17 protein-coding genes are annotated in these 15,485 nt (G+C 53.1%); 14 read left to right on the forward strand and 3 right to left on the reverse strand.

The features are described 5' to 3' along the window. The first annotated feature begins 160 nt into the window (after window positions 1-160). Window positions 161-685, forward strand: a complete 525-nt coding sequence (locus JMJ04_RS03155; RefSeq protein ID WP_201369107.1) for a bifunctional nuclease family protein — start codon at window positions 161-163, stop codon at window positions 683-685. An 81-nt stretch (window positions 686-766) separates the two neighbouring features. Here JMJ04_RS03155 and JMJ04_RS03160 read toward each other — a convergent pair whose 3' ends face one another. Then, on the reverse strand, window positions 767-1,414 hold the full coding sequence (locus JMJ04_RS03160) for a hypothetical protein (RefSeq protein WP_201369108.1): 648 nt from the start codon (window positions 1,412-1,414) through the stop codon (window positions 767-769). Window positions 1,415-1,486: 72 nt separating this feature from the next. Continuing rightward, window positions 1,487-2,830, reverse strand: coding sequence for a diaminopimelate decarboxylase (lysA, locus tag JMJ04_RS03165; RefSeq protein ID WP_201369109.1), 1,344 nt, complete (start codon window positions 2,828-2,830; stop codon window positions 1,487-1,489). Between the two features lie 396 nt (window positions 2,831-3,226). Between lysA and gltX the strand changes: the two genes are divergently transcribed. The 3 genes from gltX (at window position 3,227) to JMJ04_RS03180 (ending at window position 5,515) form a co-directional block, all read left to right on the forward strand. Beyond that, window positions 3,227-4,351, forward strand: coding sequence for a glutamate--tRNA ligase (gene gltX, locus JMJ04_RS03170; protein ID WP_201369110.1), 1,125 nt, complete (start codon window positions 3,227-3,229; stop codon window positions 4,349-4,351). A gap of 20 nt (window positions 4,352-4,371) precedes the next feature. After that, on the forward strand, window positions 4,372-4,749 hold the full coding sequence (locus tag JMJ04_RS03175) for a hypothetical protein (RefSeq protein WP_201369111.1): 378 nt from the start codon (window positions 4,372-4,374) through the stop codon (window positions 4,747-4,749). Window positions 4,750-4,855: 106 nt separating this feature from the next. After that, window positions 4,856-5,515: a DUF6483 family protein gene (locus JMJ04_RS03180; protein ID WP_201369112.1), complete on the forward strand. Its 660-nt coding sequence runs from the start codon at window positions 4,856-4,858 to the stop codon at window positions 5,513-5,515. Between the two features lie 334 nt (window positions 5,516-5,849). Here the strand turns inward: JMJ04_RS03180 and JMJ04_RS03185 are convergent, their stop codons facing one another. Next, window positions 5,850-6,638 carry a helix-turn-helix domain-containing protein gene (locus JMJ04_RS03185; RefSeq protein ID WP_201369113.1) on the reverse strand — a complete coding sequence of 263 codons (789 nt, stop codon included), beginning with the start codon at window positions 6,636-6,638 and terminating at the stop codon, window positions 5,850-5,852. Window positions 6,639-6,841: 203 nt separating this feature from the next. On the opposite strand from JMJ04_RS03185, the gene JMJ04_RS03190 reads away from it, so the two are divergent. From JMJ04_RS03190 to JMJ04_RS03235, 10 genes are all read left to right on the forward strand, one after another. After that, a complete protein-coding gene (locus tag JMJ04_RS03190; protein ID WP_201369114.1) occupies window positions 6,842-6,991 on the forward strand; it encodes a hypothetical protein in 150 nt (49 codons plus the stop codon). A gap of 284 nt (window positions 6,992-7,275) precedes the next feature. After that, complete coding sequence (locus tag JMJ04_RS03195; protein WP_201369115.1) at window positions 7,276-7,878, forward strand: glucosaminidase domain-containing protein; 603 nt, start codon at window positions 7,276-7,278, stop codon at window positions 7,876-7,878. Window positions 7,879-8,068: 190 nt separating this feature from the next. After that, complete coding sequence (locus JMJ04_RS03200) at window positions 8,069-8,266, forward strand: hypothetical protein (RefSeq protein ID WP_201369116.1); 198 nt, start codon at window positions 8,069-8,071, stop codon at window positions 8,264-8,266. A 21-nt stretch (window positions 8,267-8,287) separates the two neighbouring features. Next, window positions 8,288-8,620: a hypothetical protein gene (locus JMJ04_RS03205; protein ID WP_201369117.1), complete on the forward strand. Its 333-nt coding sequence runs from the start codon at window positions 8,288-8,290 to the stop codon at window positions 8,618-8,620. Between the two features lie 70 nt (window positions 8,621-8,690). Then, the gene (locus tag JMJ04_RS03210; protein WP_201369118.1) at window positions 8,691-9,266 is read left to right on the forward strand and encodes a hypothetical protein; all 576 of its coding nucleotides are present in this window, start codon (window positions 8,691-8,693) and stop codon (window positions 9,264-9,266) included. After that, a complete protein-coding gene (locus JMJ04_RS03215; RefSeq protein WP_201369119.1) occupies window positions 9,259-10,326 on the forward strand; it encodes a hypothetical protein in 1,068 nt (355 codons plus the stop codon). Before JMJ04_RS03210 ends, JMJ04_RS03215 begins: the two co-directional genes overlap by 8 nt. A gap of 385 nt (window positions 10,327-10,711) precedes the next feature. Beyond that, window positions 10,712-11,692, forward strand: coding sequence for a TOTE conflict system archaeo-eukaryotic primase domain-containing protein (locus tag JMJ04_RS03220; RefSeq protein WP_236037899.1), 981 nt, complete (start codon window positions 10,712-10,714; stop codon window positions 11,690-11,692). After that, window positions 11,689-12,387 carry a DUF488 domain-containing protein gene (locus tag JMJ04_RS03225; protein ID WP_201369120.1) on the forward strand — a complete coding sequence of 233 codons (699 nt, stop codon included), beginning with the start codon at window positions 11,689-11,691 and terminating at the stop codon, window positions 12,385-12,387. Before JMJ04_RS03220 ends, JMJ04_RS03225 begins: the two co-directional genes overlap by 4 nt. A 94-nt stretch (window positions 12,388-12,481) precedes the next feature. After that, window positions 12,482-14,230 carry a hypothetical protein gene (locus JMJ04_RS03230; RefSeq protein WP_201369121.1) on the forward strand — a complete coding sequence of 583 codons (1,749 nt, stop codon included), beginning with the start codon at window positions 12,482-12,484 and terminating at the stop codon, window positions 14,228-14,230. A gap of 11 nt (window positions 14,231-14,241) precedes the next feature. Next, window positions 14,242-15,351 carry a tyrosine-type recombinase/integrase gene (locus tag JMJ04_RS03235; protein ID WP_201369122.1) on the forward strand — a complete coding sequence of 370 codons (1,110 nt, stop codon included), beginning with the start codon at window positions 14,242-14,244 and terminating at the stop codon, window positions 15,349-15,351. The last annotated feature ends 134 nt before the right edge of the window (window positions 15,352-15,485 follow it).

Below are 15,485 nucleotides of genomic sequence, written 5' to 3' on the forward strand. Positions count from 1 at the left end.
GTTTGCTATACTGCTCTCAAGAGTGCCGGGAAGAGGCACGATAGCAAGGAAAGACACAAATAGACTGCGTTCTGATTTGCGTCAGTGATCTGGATAGGTGTACAATAGAGGCGTAAGGTATGCGACGGACTTCGCGACGAAAGAGAGAGTCATAAATACTATGGTAGAGATGACAGTTGAGAGCGTGCGAATCAACCTGGCTACGCAACAGCGAGTGGTCATCTTGAAAGCAACACAGCAAGAGCGCTATCTCTTCATCTGGATAGCTCATGCCGAAGCATACGCTATTGCCGTCGAACTTCAAGGAGCCACCTCCCAGCGTCCACTTACGCATGACCTGCTCAAAAACGTCATTGGAGAACTTGGCGCTCACCTGGAAAGCATTGTGATCTCTGACCTGGTTGATGAGATCTTCTACGCGCGCCTGGTCCTCGATGTCGCGGGCAGACATGTTGAGATCGACTCTCGCCCGAGCGATGCTATCGCCCTGGCTGTACGTACCAAGACCCCCATTTATATCGATGAGAGCGTCCTTGAGCGCGCTGGGGTAACGCTTGAAACGAGCGAAGAGTCCCCCACTGAAAAAGAGAACGATGTCCAGAATATGAAGGAAGATGAAAACCTTGATGCCTATCGCGACTTCATTAATAGTCTGGATGTCTTAGACGAGTTCGGCAAGGATTAACGCCTCTCGGGATATAAGTTGATAAGACCACCTTCAGCCGTTCAATGAGGAACATATCCAGGTGGTCGCCCTCACGTTAGCTCAAAACGCACGCACAATAAACCGGAGAAGCTTCACCAGGATACGCGAGAGGACGCCATAGATTATAATGGCGGGTAACGCGTATAGCTCAGGATCCACCGTGAATGGGAGATGCACCTGTGCCCCCAGCAACTGGACCGGGACGAGAAAAACGGTGCTAAACGTATACAGCGCTGCCACCCACGACTGATCAGCAGGTATATGCAGGAGAAACCTCATCACGAAGCGGGCGAACAGCGATAGCTGTACTATGACCAGAAAAATGGCAAGAAATCCGGGCAGTAACCTCCATCCTTCTGGTCCCCTTCTTCTTGCAGGCGGAGTATATGCTGGCTGCGGGTGCGCATAGCGATCAGGCTGGGGCTGTGGTGCATAGCCTGGGTAGGTCGGTGGTTGCCACTGCATATGCGGGGGCGGTGGCACAATTTGACGTCTCCCACGAGCATGGGGAGCATGGCTGGCTGGTGGTGGCGGAGACGCGATGGTGCGATCATCATAGAGATCCGGATCAACGCCTGGCTCCTGATATCCCTGGCCGTAATAGCCTGGCTCAGGCACAACTTCAGGGTAGGGCACCGGCTCTGTGGGCATATCATGGTCATCAACTTGTTGTTCGGGCTTCCGTGTTAACTTCTGCCAGTAGTTCATAATAATGCCTCCAGCGTTCTTCTTACGCGACTCCTGATGCCGCCAACCACCAACATCCATAATCGAAACTAGCTAGCTCTCCTGATAACGGACAAGAATATCGTCGTATGTTTCACGCCGCTCCATGACCTGCACACGTCCTTTCTCTACTAAAAGTACGCCCGGTCGTGGCACCAGGTTGTAGTTACTTGCCATTGGGAGACAATACGCGCCCGCCAGCGGCAAGAGGAGCAGCTCACCTTCGCGCATAGCAGGCAGACGTACATTATCAATGAGCATATCGCCTGATTCACAATACCGTCCCGAGACGCAATAGTCAACACTTCCTGGTACGGAGATATGTTCAACGGGGAGAGCGGTATAAAGTGCATGGTAGAGGGCTGGGCGAATATTGTCTGCCATACCACCATCCACAAACAGATAGGTCGTGCCAGCAGGCGTCGCCTTCAGGGCACCTATGCGATAGAGTGCCACGCCCGCGCGCGCTACAATTGAGCGCCCAGGCTCCAGAATGAGCGTGGGAGCAGGCAGCGTGCCATTCGAAATGCTCGCCAACATGACTTGCATCTGGTGCTGCAAGGCCTGGGCAAGCTGGTCAAGTCCAGGCGTCCCAAGTTGATCAGGAGTATCAATGCCCCAGCCACCGCCTGGGCTGACCTCCTCTGGCCACCACTGCGTCTCGTCATAGATGGCCTTCGCCAGCGAGAGCAAATGCACGAGGCACTCTTCATAGGGACGTGTTTCGCGCAGCATGGTTCCCGAGTGCGCGTGCAGTCCCACCAGATGAAGCTTACCCTCACCAAGGATGCGCAGGATCGCCGTTTTCGCCTCACCATTCTGCAAAGGGAAACCGAATTTAGAGGCGGCATGGCCCGTCTGCAAATAGCGATGGGTATCGGTCTCCACACCAGGAGCAACGCGCAACAGAACCGCCGGGCGCTGTCCCAATTCATCCGCCAGGTGCGTGAGGCGCTCCAATTCACTCCAGTTATCCAGAATAATGCGCCCAACGCCCAGTTGCAGGGCCAACTTCAGTTCTGCGGTCGATTTATTATTGCCATGAAAGGAGATACGTTCCATCGGGAAGCCCGCGCGTTGTGCGACGGTCAATTCACCACCTGAGACGATGTCCAGCCCCATACCCTGCTCGGCAATGATACGCGCCACGAGGGGTGAGAGATAGGCTTTGGAGGCATAGAGGATGCGCACAGCAGATGCCCGGTAGTAGCGCTCAAAGGCTTGAAAGTAGCGCTGGCAGGCGTGCACAATCGTTGCGCGATCAAAAATATAGAGTGGTGTACCGTATTGCTCAGCCAGCGCGGGCAGCGCGTGCCCCGCGATATGCAAAACATCGTCGGTCGAGACCGCCGCGGTATCAGGGAGCAACGTCGTTAAAGATACCAGGGATGAGGACATCGTGTGTATTCCCCTCTTCTATGATAGCTGTCGATAACTATACCTATATAACGATTGACAAAAGAAGAATGCATGCCGAGTAAGCCGTCCGTCCTACTGTTCTGTTAAAGCTCTCTTGAAAAGGAAAAGTGGGGAGTGCAGAGGGGCTGACGCCCCTCTGCGTCCCTTTCCCCTACCGCCTGCGGCGGTAGGGATCCCTTTCAAACGAATTTGAACAGAGTGCTACTCCAAAGAAAATATGCTTAGTGATTAGACTGTACTATAGCAGGAGTGTGATGAGGCAAGCAAGCACGGAAAAATTGCACGATACGAAATATGTGCAGATGCTACACAGCAACAGGCTAACTATGCTACAATAACGCGGTAAGTAGACAGTTGAATAGGAGTTTTTTTCCCATGACACAAATCGACAACCGGACGCAGGAGCAGGCAAAGCTACCAGCCAATCGCCCGCCGCGCTTGCGCTTTGCTCCCAGTCCCACTGGCTTTCAGCACATCGGCGGCTATCGGACAGCACTCTTTAGCTGGCTATTCGCGCGCCACGGCGGCGGGCAGTTTATTCTGCGTATCGAAGACACCGATCAAGCACGCACAGTGGAGGGTTCGGTTGAAGATATTATCAAAGGGCTGCAATGGTTTGGCATGGATTATGATGAGGGTCCGGTTGTAGGTGGCCCCTATGGTCCCTACTTCCAGGTACAGCGCAAGGCTCTCTACCAGCACTATGCCAATCAGCTTATCGAGGCAGGGCATGCCTACAAGTGTTACTGCACACCCGAACGCATCGACCGGGTGCGCCAGGAGCGCGCGGCCAAAAAGCTGCCACCGCGCTATGATCGTCACTGCCGCAACTTGAGCGCGGAAGAGCGCGCGGCTAACGACGCCGCGGGTCTCTCCTATACTGTGCGCCTGGCGATGCCTGAGGAGGGCGAGACAATCGTTCCCGACCAGTTGCACGGGAACATGAACTTTAAGAACGCCGACCTGGATGATATCATCATTCTCAAAACCAATGGTCTGGCGCCCTACCACCTGGCCCACCTGGTCGACGACCACTTGATGGAGATTACGCATGTCTTGCGTGGTGAAGACTGGATCTCGACATCGCCGTATCATGTCTATCTCTACAAGGTCCTGGGCTGGGAGATGCCCCTGCTCTATCATGTGCCCAACGTTCTGGGCAATGACAAGAAGAAGCTGAGCAAGCGACGTAACGCGCCCTCCTGGTCGGATTACCAGCGCGATGGCTACCTACCCGAGGCCGTCTTTAACTTCATGGCACTGCTGGGCTGGGCGTATGATGATAAGACGGAGATCTTCACCAAAGAGGAGCTGATCAAGGCCTTTACGCTTGACCGCGTCAGCGTCTCCTCCGGCATCTATGACCCGGATAAGATGCTCTGGATGAATGGTCTCTATATCCGCAAGCTCTCGCTCGATGAGCTGGTGGAACGCACGCTACCCTATATGGAGCGCCCCGAGGTAGAGGGGGACTCCCCGACAGCATTCAGCGTCCCCTGAACCGTGCCTACACAAAACAGGTGCTTGAGCTTGAGCAAGAGCGCCTCAAGACCCTGGGTGATGCCGCCCATGCCATAGCCTTCTTCTATCTGAAGGACCTGGAATACGACGCCAACATGCTGATTCAGAAGAAGATGGACACGGCAGGCACGCGCAATGCTCTCCAGCACGCCCATGACCTGCTCGCCAGCATCGAGCACTGGGATCATGAGACCCTGGAGCTGCCAATGCGTGAGCTAGCGCAGAAGCTTGAACTCAAGCCGGGGCAGCTCTTTGGCGCGGTACGTGTCGCGGTCAGCGCGAGCAACGCTACTCCGCCCCTGTTCCATATGCTCGCGGTACTGGGTCGCGAAGTCAGTCTCAAGCGCCTGCAAGAGGCTATCGCGAAACTGGCATAAGAAGAAGAGGAGGGTGAGTGTGTAGGGGGAGCTGGCTGAAGCCAGCTCCCCCTACACACTCTTCCAGAAACCAATAGAGGAAGCCTGGGGAAGCCTGGAGGGAAACATGGTTAATAGAGACTACATCTTGCGGTTGGCCGAGAAATTGGGGCGCACCCTGGCGATTGTCCTGCGCTTACGTGAGTACAACCAGCAGGAAGAGGCATTGCTACGCGTTGACGAAGAACTGCTCAGAGCCACCGGTCTTACCTCTAGCTTTCTCAACTCGCTCAGCGAGGAGACCCTGATCCAGGTACTTTCCCCCCTTGGACGCCCCAACGTTGATGCGGCTCTCTGGGCGGCAGTGCTTCTCAAGGCTGAAGGCGAGATTTACCAGGATATAGGAAACACCACGGAGAGCTACTACCGCGCGGTCAAGGCTCTACATCTCCTGCTCTATGTTCATCAGTATGAGCCTATTGAAGAAGTGGAGATTCTACGCGAAGACATCCAGATGCTTATCCACACCCTGGATGAATATACCTTACCCGTGTCCACCAGGCAGTTACTCTTTCGCTACCAGGAACACCTGGGCTTCTATGCTCAGGCTGAAGATACCCTGTTTGAATTGCTGGAAGACACCCCCGGAGACAAAGCGCTGCTTCAGCAGGGGCGGGATTTTTACCAGCGTCTCAGCATCAGGAGCGCTCCAGACCTGGCAGCAGGCAACTTTTCGCCTGAGGAAATCCAGGAAGGTTTGGAGCAACTTACACGCTTCTCAAATTAAAGTCAGGCACGACCAGCGAGTTACCTGACACAGAAACGCATCTTACAGTCTATTTCTTTAATCCCTAGACAGATAGCCCAAGTTTGATTACACTTGCTTAAATATAAATTATTGCTGAGACTTTTTGCCTGGACATTTGGTTAGTTTGGCTCCTAGAGCGGCTTGATTTTCAGGTTTTTTTGAGAGGTTTTCAATAATTAAGCTGGTGCAATATGAGGTATTTTCGGGCCAAAGGATGGCGAAAATAGCGCTTTCTCAAGGTCTCCTTGTATGACAAGCATTCCTTGAGAAAGCAATGACAATCGTCACTTGGCAATTGCCAATTGTCAATCTACTACTGTTGTTGTTCGTTGCGCTTCCCTCCTGGTAACGCCTTCTGCTTCTCAACAAGCCTAGTGATTAGTTTCACATGTTCCGCAGTGTTTTCTAAGATGTAGCCTTTACGTTTTCCTTCATCCTGGCTGATAAGAAGTGTAAAACCTAATGCATCTAGTATGGCTTGTCCTTCTGGTGTTGTTCCCACTGCGTACCAATTTTTAATGTCGTACTGAATCATTAACGTGATTGCCCATTTGATGGTTCTTGTTAATAGGTAAGCTCCTATTATTTTGTCCTGCTTGATGTTGCCAGATGGCACAACTTCTATAACTGGTATGTAAACTGATAGCTGAGGCTGGCTCCACCTTTTCACGGCCTGAGGTGGAATATCTTTTTCTCGTATTCTGCTATAAACTAGATCCATGGCTATTTCTTCATCTAGAGGCAAGAAGGTAGTCCAGCCTATTACCTTTTTGCCTCTTCTTGCGTTCATCGTTATATCATTGTTCCTCTTCCTCCACTCTAAAACCGTTTTAAAGGGCACCGTATCTTCTGTTTCGTAAGGTCTGTTGAGTTCTTTTTTTGCCCACGATTCTGCAATGGTTGAAACAGAAAAATTTAGGCCTGGCTCCTCATCTTCTAGCTCTACCTCGGCTAAAGCATCTATTGCCTCTTTGGGGAAACGCATATTCGGGCGCTTTCCTACTGAAGGTATTTTTCCCTCTCTAACATCTCGGTAAAACGAGCCGCTAGGCTTCTTTAGGATTTCCATTGCTTCTTTCGCATTGTAGTATTCTTGTTCCATTTCTCTCCTCTCATTTTATAAGTTGTCAATCTGATAAAAGTATACTTTGATTTTTGATATTAGTAAAGATGTCAATTGTCAATTGACAATTGACGGGCAAAAAAGGTTGACAATGCGGTGATTTCCAGGGTATTATTCCCTTGACAGTTGTCACTTGTCACTTGTCAAAACAAAACTAGTCACAAGACACAAGGAGGTATCTAGTGAAGTTTGATCGGGAGAATGTTTTGCTGATGGTGGCCGGGGCTGCATTGATGGGCCTGGTTCTCGCGTTTCAAGGGCCGTTGGTCCTGGCCGGGCATTGGTTCTTTCATGTGGCTCTTAGCGTTCATCTCCCTCTGCTCCCTTTCTAGTCTGGAGGTGTTATGGGCAAGAAGATGAACACGGACGTACAGTTTATCCGGCGGGTTACTTGTAGCAAGTGTGGGCAGACTGCGCTTGAGGTTGGGAAGTCGCCTTTAGGTCGAACACTGTATCGTTGCTCTCGTGGGCATGTCTCTGTACGGTAGTGAGGTGTTGAGCTAAGGTCTGGTACACCTTAGCCCAACGGTTTGAGCGTTTGCGGTCAAGCTAGGCTCGATTTCATTTAGACATATCGGGCCTGGCCTGTCAACTTGTGCATCAAGGAAGGTGCGGTATGTCACGATTCATAAACCTGTTCGGGTTGTTGCTTATCATTGGCGCTTTTACTGTTGGCCTGGCCTGGTACTCTTCTGCTCCTCTGGTCAAGCGCGTTAAGGCGAGTGTGAATGCCTCGTCTGATAGCGTTGTTCGTACGTCGTCCGATACTGCTAGTATCCTTGGTACTCCTACCATCTCAGCGGCTTTCATTGATCAGGTGCTTGCTCACTATGGCTCTCCTGCGGCTGGCACGGGTAAGGCGCTCTATGAAGATGGCGGCATGTACGGTATTGACCCGGCCTTCGCTCTGGCCTTCTTCTGGCATGAAAGCAAGTTCGGCCTCTATGGGGCTGCTCATGATACAAAGTCCCTTGGAAATATTATCTGCACGTCTGGCTATCCCTCTTGCATCGGTCGTTTCCGCGCGTACTCCTCTTGGGCGGCGGGCTACCTGGATTGGTTCCGCTTGCTCAAGTCGGAGTACATCCCTCGTGGTCTGACCACGGTTGACACGATTATCCCCGTCTATGCTCCTGGCTCGGAGAACAATGTTCCGGCGTATGTCTCTGCGGTCAAACAGATGGTGGTCGCGCTGCGGTCTGGTCACCTGGAGGTGTAGCGATGGGACCATGCATTCATTCCTGGGTCAACTACATGCGGGGCTGGTTCCGGTGTTCATCCTGTCGGCTGTGCGCTGCCTGTCCGGTGTGTGCTGGTCGCTCTGATGGGAAAGCGCCTGGCGGTGCTCTGGTTCACTACTGCCAGGAACACAAGGCATATGCCAGGACTGGCGGAAAGCGGGTGACACTATGACGGTTCGTTCTCAGCGTGCAGGTGTGGGAGCTGGTGCCCATCGTCACCAGTGGATCAAGGTTGTCGGCTCTGTAGGTTGGTTTCAGTGTCGTGCATGTTCTTGTAGTGCGGTCTGTCCTGGGTGCCTGGGTGGTGTGCCTGCTGGTCGGGTGCTGTTGACCTGGTGCGCTCGTCATCAAAAACAGTTTCGTTAGTTGCGAAAAGGAGTAAACACTATGGCTGCGATTTTAACAGGTATTCTCATGAACAAGCGTGTCGTCTCTGGCGTGACGGAGAGTGGCCCTCGCAAGGGTGATGAGTGGCATTTCCTCTCAATGGAAATCAACGATATGCGCTTTGGGCATGTCTGGTCCTGCCAGATGCGCGGGGATGATCCGCAGTATGATCAGGTGCTTAATGGTGACCTGGTTGGGCATAAGGTCAAGGTGACTGTGGCCGCGCAGACGGCGGGTGAGCGCAAGCTCAAGGACGGGCGTACCGTGATGCAGATTCGCTCGCAGGTGACCAACCTTAAGGATCTGGGTGTCCCTGAGGATGACGACGAGTAGCGCGTGGATGGTGGGCCTAGCTCCGGCTGGCTCACCTTTCTTCATTGGCCTATGCAGCAAGGAGGTTGTCATGTTTGATGCTCGGCTCTACCCTGCTGAATGGCGGGCGCTCCGTCGTCAGAAGCTTGAGGCTGCCGGGTATCGCTGTGAAGAATGCGGCGTGCTGGATCGCTCGGTTCTGAAGAGTGCGCGAACAGGTGAGGACTACATGGTCTACCTCTCCATTGCGCACAAGAAGCAGTATCAAACGTGGTTACGTGAGGCTGAGACGATGGTGCTCTGTCAACGCTGCCACCGTCGCTATGATCGCCAATTTCGACGGAAAGGTGGTGCGCGAACGTATACGCCGATTAGCCGGATTGATGTGTATGTGCAAGAGGGTGGGCGCTCGGTTCTGGCGGGTGAGGCTCGTACCTATGATGATCTGCGGGACCTGGTGGCGGCTATGCCAGAACACACGAGTTTTGAGGTGCATATGGTGATGCACATGGCAATTGTAGGTAATGGATTGTATGTCAAGGAAGAACACGGCGGGATCGTCAAGGTGCTGGCTGAGTACGGCGCATGTGTGGGCCTGGCTCCCCAGCTCCCGCCACTCTCAACGTTCAAGATCAAACATGCTCGCAAGGAGGGCAAACATGAGTGAACAGCGACAGTCTCAAGGCTTCATGAGCAAGCTTGGTAAGGCGTTCGGCTTTGGGCGCTCTAATGATGAGGACGGCATGACCGGTGTACCGGCTCAGCGTGGGCCTTCTGCCCCTCGGTCCCCTGCTCGCTTCGTCAATGCAGAAACGTATGAGGATGACTCAGACGCCTTCCAGGGCGAAAAGCTTTCGTATGAAGACATGATGAAACGGCGGCGGATAGAGCGCGTTGAAAAGGCTCGCGTGGGGCGTCCGTTTCATGAGCGTGTCATGCTCTTCTTCCTCAAAATCTGGCTCCTGGTTGGCCCGATTGCCTTTGTGTTGTTGACGGCTGCGGAGGTGGCCTACATTCTCACGCACCTGGTTGCACCTGGCGATAAGAACGGACAAACCATCATTTGGGGGGGCGCGCTCTTCATCGAGTTTGCCATGATGTTCACCACCTTTGGCGTGGGCATTAAACGGCATGAGGTGGCCGAACAGCGTGAGATTTATGGCCGTGTGGATGGGGCGCAAGAACGTGCGGTCTGGATCGGGACTGGCCTCTGGTTGGTCTTCGCTGCTATTAACATCATTGGTCAAACAGCTTTCCTCCTGAGTATCGTGCAGGCTGGTCATGACTCCAACATGAACATCATGTACCTCTTCGTGGCCTCGCGTGTGATTGGCTTCATCCTGGGTGATGCCGGGACGGCCTTTTTCCTTGGCCAGGTCGATAGCAATGATGTGCGTCTCATGGCTCGCGCTGAACATGAGCGGGGCAAGCTTTACACGGAACTGGCTGAGGCAGAGGGCAAGCGCAAGCTACTGGAGGCTGAGGCGGATAGTAAGGTCAAGCTCCTGGGGATCAAAGTGGAGCAAGAACAGGCTGACGCTGAGTTCCTCGCCCGACTCAAGGAACAGACGTTCACGCGCCTGTTACAGATGCCGACCGGTGCGCCTGGTGGCTCTCTCCCATCGCCCAGCGCCGATCTGCCGATCACTGGTGAGTTTCAGACGTTGAACGCCGAAGGGCAAGCGCCTGAACAGGAACGGGTGCGGATTCGCCGCATAGACAAGTAACGGTCTTCTCTTTGAGCGCCACGCGCCACGCGCTTTGCTTGGTGGGCGGCGCTCATCTCCCTTCTAGAGCGCCTTATGGTAGAGCTTTTAATACATAACGAAAAGGTTATTACTGATGCTCCTCTCTCAATGGTTTATAGCAAATAACGTGGCTTGTGGTGCGGTGGGAACACGTGTCTCTGAGACGGGCAAGAGAGTTTGTAAACAAAATGAGCAAGGTGATTTTACGTCTGAATGGCCGGGCGTCCGTATGAACGTCTCAGCGCGATTAAAGGGCATATTTGGAGCTCAAAAAGGGTGTTCTAAGGCATTTTTACCTATTTTCTCACCTATAACCTATTACTTTTGCTTATAGTTAGTTCTGCCTGAGAAAGGAGGTGAACCGGTGTCATTCTCGCGTGAAGAACTGGGCGTTCTGGTCAATACCTGCATCGGGCGGCGCAATGACTATGCTGTCCAGCGGGATGACGGCGGGTATCTGCGGGCGGGTCGTGTGTTGACCTATGACCTGGTGCAGGCACATCTAGCCGGGCAGGTGACCCTCGGGACCTATGTCATTGATGAGCAAGGGGGCTGCCGGTTTGCGGTCTTCGACTGCGATAAACGGGGCGGCCTGGTTGACCTGGTTGATGTGCAAGAACGGCTCGCGGCTGATGGCATTGTCTCTTACCTGGAGGCCTCCCGGCGTGGTGGTCACCTGTGGGTGTTCCTGGCCTCGCTGCTCTCTCCTGCCCAACTCCGGCGCTGGCTCTTGCCGTACTGTCCTGAAGGGATGGAGTTCTTCCCCAAACAAGATAGTACACTGGCCGGGCCTGGCTCTCTGGTGCGGGTGCCTCTGGGTGTACATCGGCTGACGAGTGAGCGTTACCCCTTTGTCCATCTGGATCGCTCGGAGTGGTTCCGTCGCCTGGTGCCAGTGGCCTCTGAGGTTGGGGCCTCTCTGGCCTGGCTCTCCACTGTCCAACGGGTAACGCCGCTCGCGGCGGTATCCTCGCCTGAACGCGAACACGCTCAAGAAGCGACCAAGAAAAATACTCTTCAAAAAAACGTTGCGGCCCTGACCCGTCCCACGGAACGCATGACGATTCAAGAGTGGTGCGCCCAACAGGATGCGGTAGGCGTGATTGGGCGCTATGTGGCCCTGGATCGGAGCGGGTTGGGATGTTGCCCGTTTGGCTGGCATCACTCGGACGGGAAGGACACACATCCGTCGCTGTGGGTGCATGAGCCAAGTAGGTTGGGTGGTGCCTGCTGGTATTGCCACACCTGGAAACAGGGCGGCTCGGTGTTTGATTTTCTGCGCCTGTACTACGGCCTAGAGGCGCGTGAATTGTGGCAACGCATACAGAAAGGAGGACAACTATGAGCGAGCAGGGAACGCTCTATACGCTCGGGTATGCACATCCTGAGACAGAGCGCCAGGTGCATCAGGTGATGCGTGATGAGCGGGCGCTGCTGGTCGATATTCGTCTGTCTCCCTATTCAAAGTGGGCCTCGGCCTGGAATAAGGGGGCGCTGTGCTCGGCGTATGGTTCGCGCTATGTGTGGGATCGGCGGCTTGGCAATGTCAACTATGCGCACAAGGAACAGGGCATCCAGCTCGCGCCAGGTCATGAGGATGCGGTGCGTGAGGTGGCGTCCTGGTTGCGTGAAGGTCGCCCGGTGGTCTTGCTCTGTGCCTGTCGGGATGCTCGCACCTGTCATCGGAGTTTGATTGCCAAATTGGTGCAGGTGGCTCTCCTTGAGAGGGAAGATCATTACCCTGGCCTCTTAGCTCGCTATCGAGGGGATGAGGTGCCGCCTGTGATTCTGCCTGAGGCGCTGCCAGGGATGCAGTGGTTCTCGGTGGCATTGTGGACTCGGTGGCCTGATCTGCTGGCGGAACATCATGGTTATATTCTTGGGACCTCGGCTTTCAATGCTATTGAAAACATGATGCGCTACTATCGCCTGTCGTCGGTGGCGCGTGCGGCTGCGCATACCCTGGATTTCTCGATATTCTATCGCTGTGCTCGGCCCTGGATATTGTTGGATCGGAATGAGGAAGAGGGTGAAGCATGATGACATGCGGCGGGCGCGGTACCGTAAGTAAACCGTACCGCGCAAAATACGGGGATGTTTCTCTTTGTGTTCTTTTGGCTTAGGAGGTGGGTTTATGCATGAGAAGTATACGCAACGCTTGCTGAATAGGTTGGCTGCGGCCTGGCCGGTGTCTCGTCTTCGTCCGGTGCATGTTGAGGAGCTGGACGCGAAAACATGGATAGTCACGTACCGAGATGCGCAAACTGGGGAGATGTCCCGCGCTGGCCTCTCTAAGGCTGAGTTGAGGCGACAGGAACAGTATGTGCGTGGATGGTCGGTGCTTGCTGGTGCTCGCTCGGCACCTCCTCCTGCGCAAGAGGTGCCAGTGGTCGAGTTGCCTGGTGATGCCTCTGAGCCTGATGCGCTCCTGGCTGCGGAGAAGATAGAAAGCATGGTGCGCGTGCTTGGGGCCTTTGTCGATACACTGGTGCTCAATGTCTACCAGACACGTGCTGATTTTGAGGTTATCAAGGGCCGTCTGGAGAGTGACCTGGTTGATGAGCTGACGCTCTTGAAAGAACAGGCACAGAATGATGAGGAGCCGGTTCCCTCGCGCTTTGCCTTTGGTGGTACGCCTTTACTCATGACGGCCAAAGGGGGTGAAGGCTTTCAGTGGATTCTCAAGAATAAGCTGCTGACGCTGGCGGTCAATAAGGGGGCTAAGATGCGCTTGGTCGCGCAAGTGCGGTGCTCATCTGAATACCTGTGGAGTGTGCGGGACCTGGGCAAGGTGGTACATGAGGTCTTCGGTTTCCTGGTGAGCATCTTTGGCAACCGGCTCAAGTTGCAAGTCTCGGCCTGTGACCTGGCGGTTGATGTTGTGGGTCTGCACTTGGGAACACTCTCGGACGTAAAGCGGCATTTTGTCTCGCGTGCGCAACTGACAGAAGAGCGGCCACTTTCTGAGGATGGTATGGTTGACGGCCCTGACGGTATCAAGCAGCGCTGGGGGCGTCTTACTGGCTTGCCGTTTGGCGCTCGCAATGGGCGGGTATCGGCCTTGCTCTACAACAAGAAACACGAGATTCAATACAAGTCCAAGGAAAAGGAATGGTTCTACGACCTGTGGCGCGTCGCACGAGATGCGGAAACAGGTGAGCCATTGTGGGATGGTGAAGAGGAGGTGTGGCGCATAGAAATACGCTTTAAGCGGCCTGCACTCAATGAAATGAAGGGTGAAGACTTCCACGGCATAGATGATGCTTTTGACTTGGAGGATCACCTGGCGGGCCTGTGGAGGTATGCCGTTGGTTGTCCTGCTGGTGGTGAAGACGGCCTTCCTGATGGCTGGCTGCGCTATATCATCCCAACTGACGATACAAACCGTTCGCGCTGGCCGGTGCATCCTGATTGGCAGGTCATCCAGGGCGCATTTCAGGAACGGGAGGAGTTGGAGGAGACGGACTATCAACGTGAGGAACGGGAACGGGAAGAGCTGCTTCAACTGGTGGATGAGGAACTGGCGGCTCGGCCTTTCTCCACTGACAAGAAAAAAGGGCGTCGGCCTGGTCGTCGTATTATCTCGGCTGCGCGTCCTGTGGTGCCTGAGTCCTTCACACTCAAGCCGTACATTCGTGAGCGCAAGCACCAGGTCAATACACGTCAGATGGCAGCACAAATTGGGGGATGTATGGAAACAATAGAGGCGTGGCGTCCGGTAGGTGATGATCCTGATGTTGTGCATGATCTTTCCTCAACCTTTTCTTATGTGTTCTGCCTGGTAGAGGACTACTTTGAGGAAAAAGGTCGTGATTATGGTCAACGTGTCAGTAAAAAGCGAGTTGTGTATGGGACTGGTGACCGTTCTTCTGATGCTGCATAAGGAGGTGTTTTATGAAATATTCAAAGCGCCGCAAACAAGAGGATGATGCTACTGATTTACAAGAAAATGGGCAAGAAGCAAAAGAGGTTTCGAGGGCAACCCTCACATTAGATGATGCTCTCAAGATTTTTCTAAGTGCTCAACATGCCTCTGGGAATTCTGGGGAGACACATAAAGATTATAAAATCGCAATAGGGAATGTGTTCATTCGCTATATGAAAGACACTCTAGGCCGTGTTTATCTTGAGGAAGTAGAGGAAGTAGATATTATTCTCTGGCTCTCACATCTGCGGGAAGCGCCAAATAAGCTAGGTCGCCCTTATAGTAGTCGCACAATACAAACGTACTACCGTGATGTAGTTGCTTTCTTTAACTGGCTAGTAGCTCACAAACATCTTAAAGATAATCCTACTGAGAACCTAAAATCAATAAAGACAGAAAAAGTGCTTATTCGTGTCTTTACAGAAGATGAGTTGATGAGGTTAGATGCTGCCTGTGATCGCGCTCCTAAAGGTAAGTCTTTAACTCCTGATGAGCGTAAAGCGTTGTCATCTCGTGATAGAGCCTTCCTTTGGTTGCTTCTTTCCACAGGTATTAGAGTTTCTGAGGCGTGCGGGTTGCTGTTTGGTGATGTCGACTGGGACATGGGGATGATTTACGTAAGAGGGAAGGGAGCCAAGGAACGCAAGATTCCCTTTGGTAAAGTGGCACGTCAGCATCTAGATACGTATCTTCGTTACTGGCGAGGGGGTTCAACTAACCATGATGAGCATGTGTTCCTCAATGCCTGGGGTGCTCCGCTCAGAAAGCCTTCTGCTGAGTACATTTTTAACAGATTGCAAAAGGTAGCTGGTATTGATGATAAGAGGGTAAGTCCACATACATGCAGGCATTGGTTCGCGGTGAATGCTATCAAAAACGGTGTGCCTAGTACGGTTCTACAAGGCTGGCTTGGACATGAAACACTGGAAATGATCAATACGTACGTACGCCTGGCGGAACAAGATAACAGAGATTTGTACATACGCTTTTCTCCTGTAGATGCTCTGAAGATGCACCACACAAGCAAGGGCAAGCGAGAGCAATTGAGAGACTGGCGTAACTCTAGAAAAGGCAAGTAGGACGATTTAAGTTAGGACAATATGCTGATTTGAGCTCGGCTGGGGTATTAGTAGTACTAATGTTCTCAGTCGACTTTTGCTTTTGATCGGCTTTATAATTAGCTTGAAGGGGTGAGGTTATTTGTGATATAACG

Origin of the sequence: Ktedonobacter robiniae, from assembly GCF_016587375.1 — a bacterium.
In the GTDB taxonomy this organism is placed as follows: domain Bacteria; phylum Chloroflexota; class Ktedonobacteria; order Ktedonobacterales; family Ktedonobacteraceae; genus Ktedonobacter; species Ktedonobacter robiniae.

What these genes read in the sequence shown, in the direction of transcription:
- JMJ04_RS03155 (WP_201369107.1), top strand. Translation starts at nt 161, where the DNA reads ATGGTAGAGATGACAGTTGAGAGCGTGCGAATCAACCTGGCTACGCAA.
- JMJ04_RS03160 (WP_201369108.1), bottom strand. Translation starts at nt 1,414, where the DNA reads ATGAACTACTGGCAGAAGTTAACACGGAAGCCCGAACAACAAGTTGAT.
- lysA (WP_201369109.1), bottom strand. Translation starts at nt 2,830, where the DNA reads ATGTCCTCATCCCTGGTATCTTTAACGACGTTGCTCCCTGATACCGCG.
- gltX (WP_201369110.1), top strand. Translation starts at nt 3,227, where the DNA reads ATGACACAAATCGACAACCGGACGCAGGAGCAGGCAAAGCTACCAGCC.
- JMJ04_RS03180 (WP_201369112.1), top strand. Translation starts at nt 4,856, where the DNA reads ATGGTTAATAGAGACTACATCTTGCGGTTGGCCGAGAAATTGGGGCGC.
- JMJ04_RS03185 (WP_201369113.1), bottom strand. Translation starts at nt 6,638, where the DNA reads ATGGAACAAGAATACTACAATGCGAAAGAAGCAATGGAAATCCTAAAG.
- JMJ04_RS03195 (WP_201369115.1), top strand. Translation starts at nt 7,276, where the DNA reads ATGTCACGATTCATAAACCTGTTCGGGTTGTTGCTTATCATTGGCGCT.
- JMJ04_RS03200 (WP_201369116.1), top strand. Translation starts at nt 8,069, where the DNA reads ATGACGGTTCGTTCTCAGCGTGCAGGTGTGGGAGCTGGTGCCCATCGT.
- JMJ04_RS03205 (WP_201369117.1), top strand. Translation starts at nt 8,288, where the DNA reads ATGGCTGCGATTTTAACAGGTATTCTCATGAACAAGCGTGTCGTCTCT.
- JMJ04_RS03210 (WP_201369118.1), top strand. Translation starts at nt 8,691, where the DNA reads ATGTTTGATGCTCGGCTCTACCCTGCTGAATGGCGGGCGCTCCGTCGT.
- JMJ04_RS03215 (WP_201369119.1), top strand. Translation starts at nt 9,259, where the DNA reads ATGAGTGAACAGCGACAGTCTCAAGGCTTCATGAGCAAGCTTGGTAAG.
- JMJ04_RS03225 (WP_201369120.1), top strand. Translation starts at nt 11,689, where the DNA reads ATGAGCGAGCAGGGAACGCTCTATACGCTCGGGTATGCACATCCTGAG.
- JMJ04_RS03230 (WP_201369121.1), top strand. Translation starts at nt 12,482, where the DNA reads ATGCATGAGAAGTATACGCAACGCTTGCTGAATAGGTTGGCTGCGGCC.
- JMJ04_RS03235 (WP_201369122.1), top strand. Translation starts at nt 14,242, where the DNA reads ATGAAATATTCAAAGCGCCGCAAACAAGAGGATGATGCTACTGATTTA.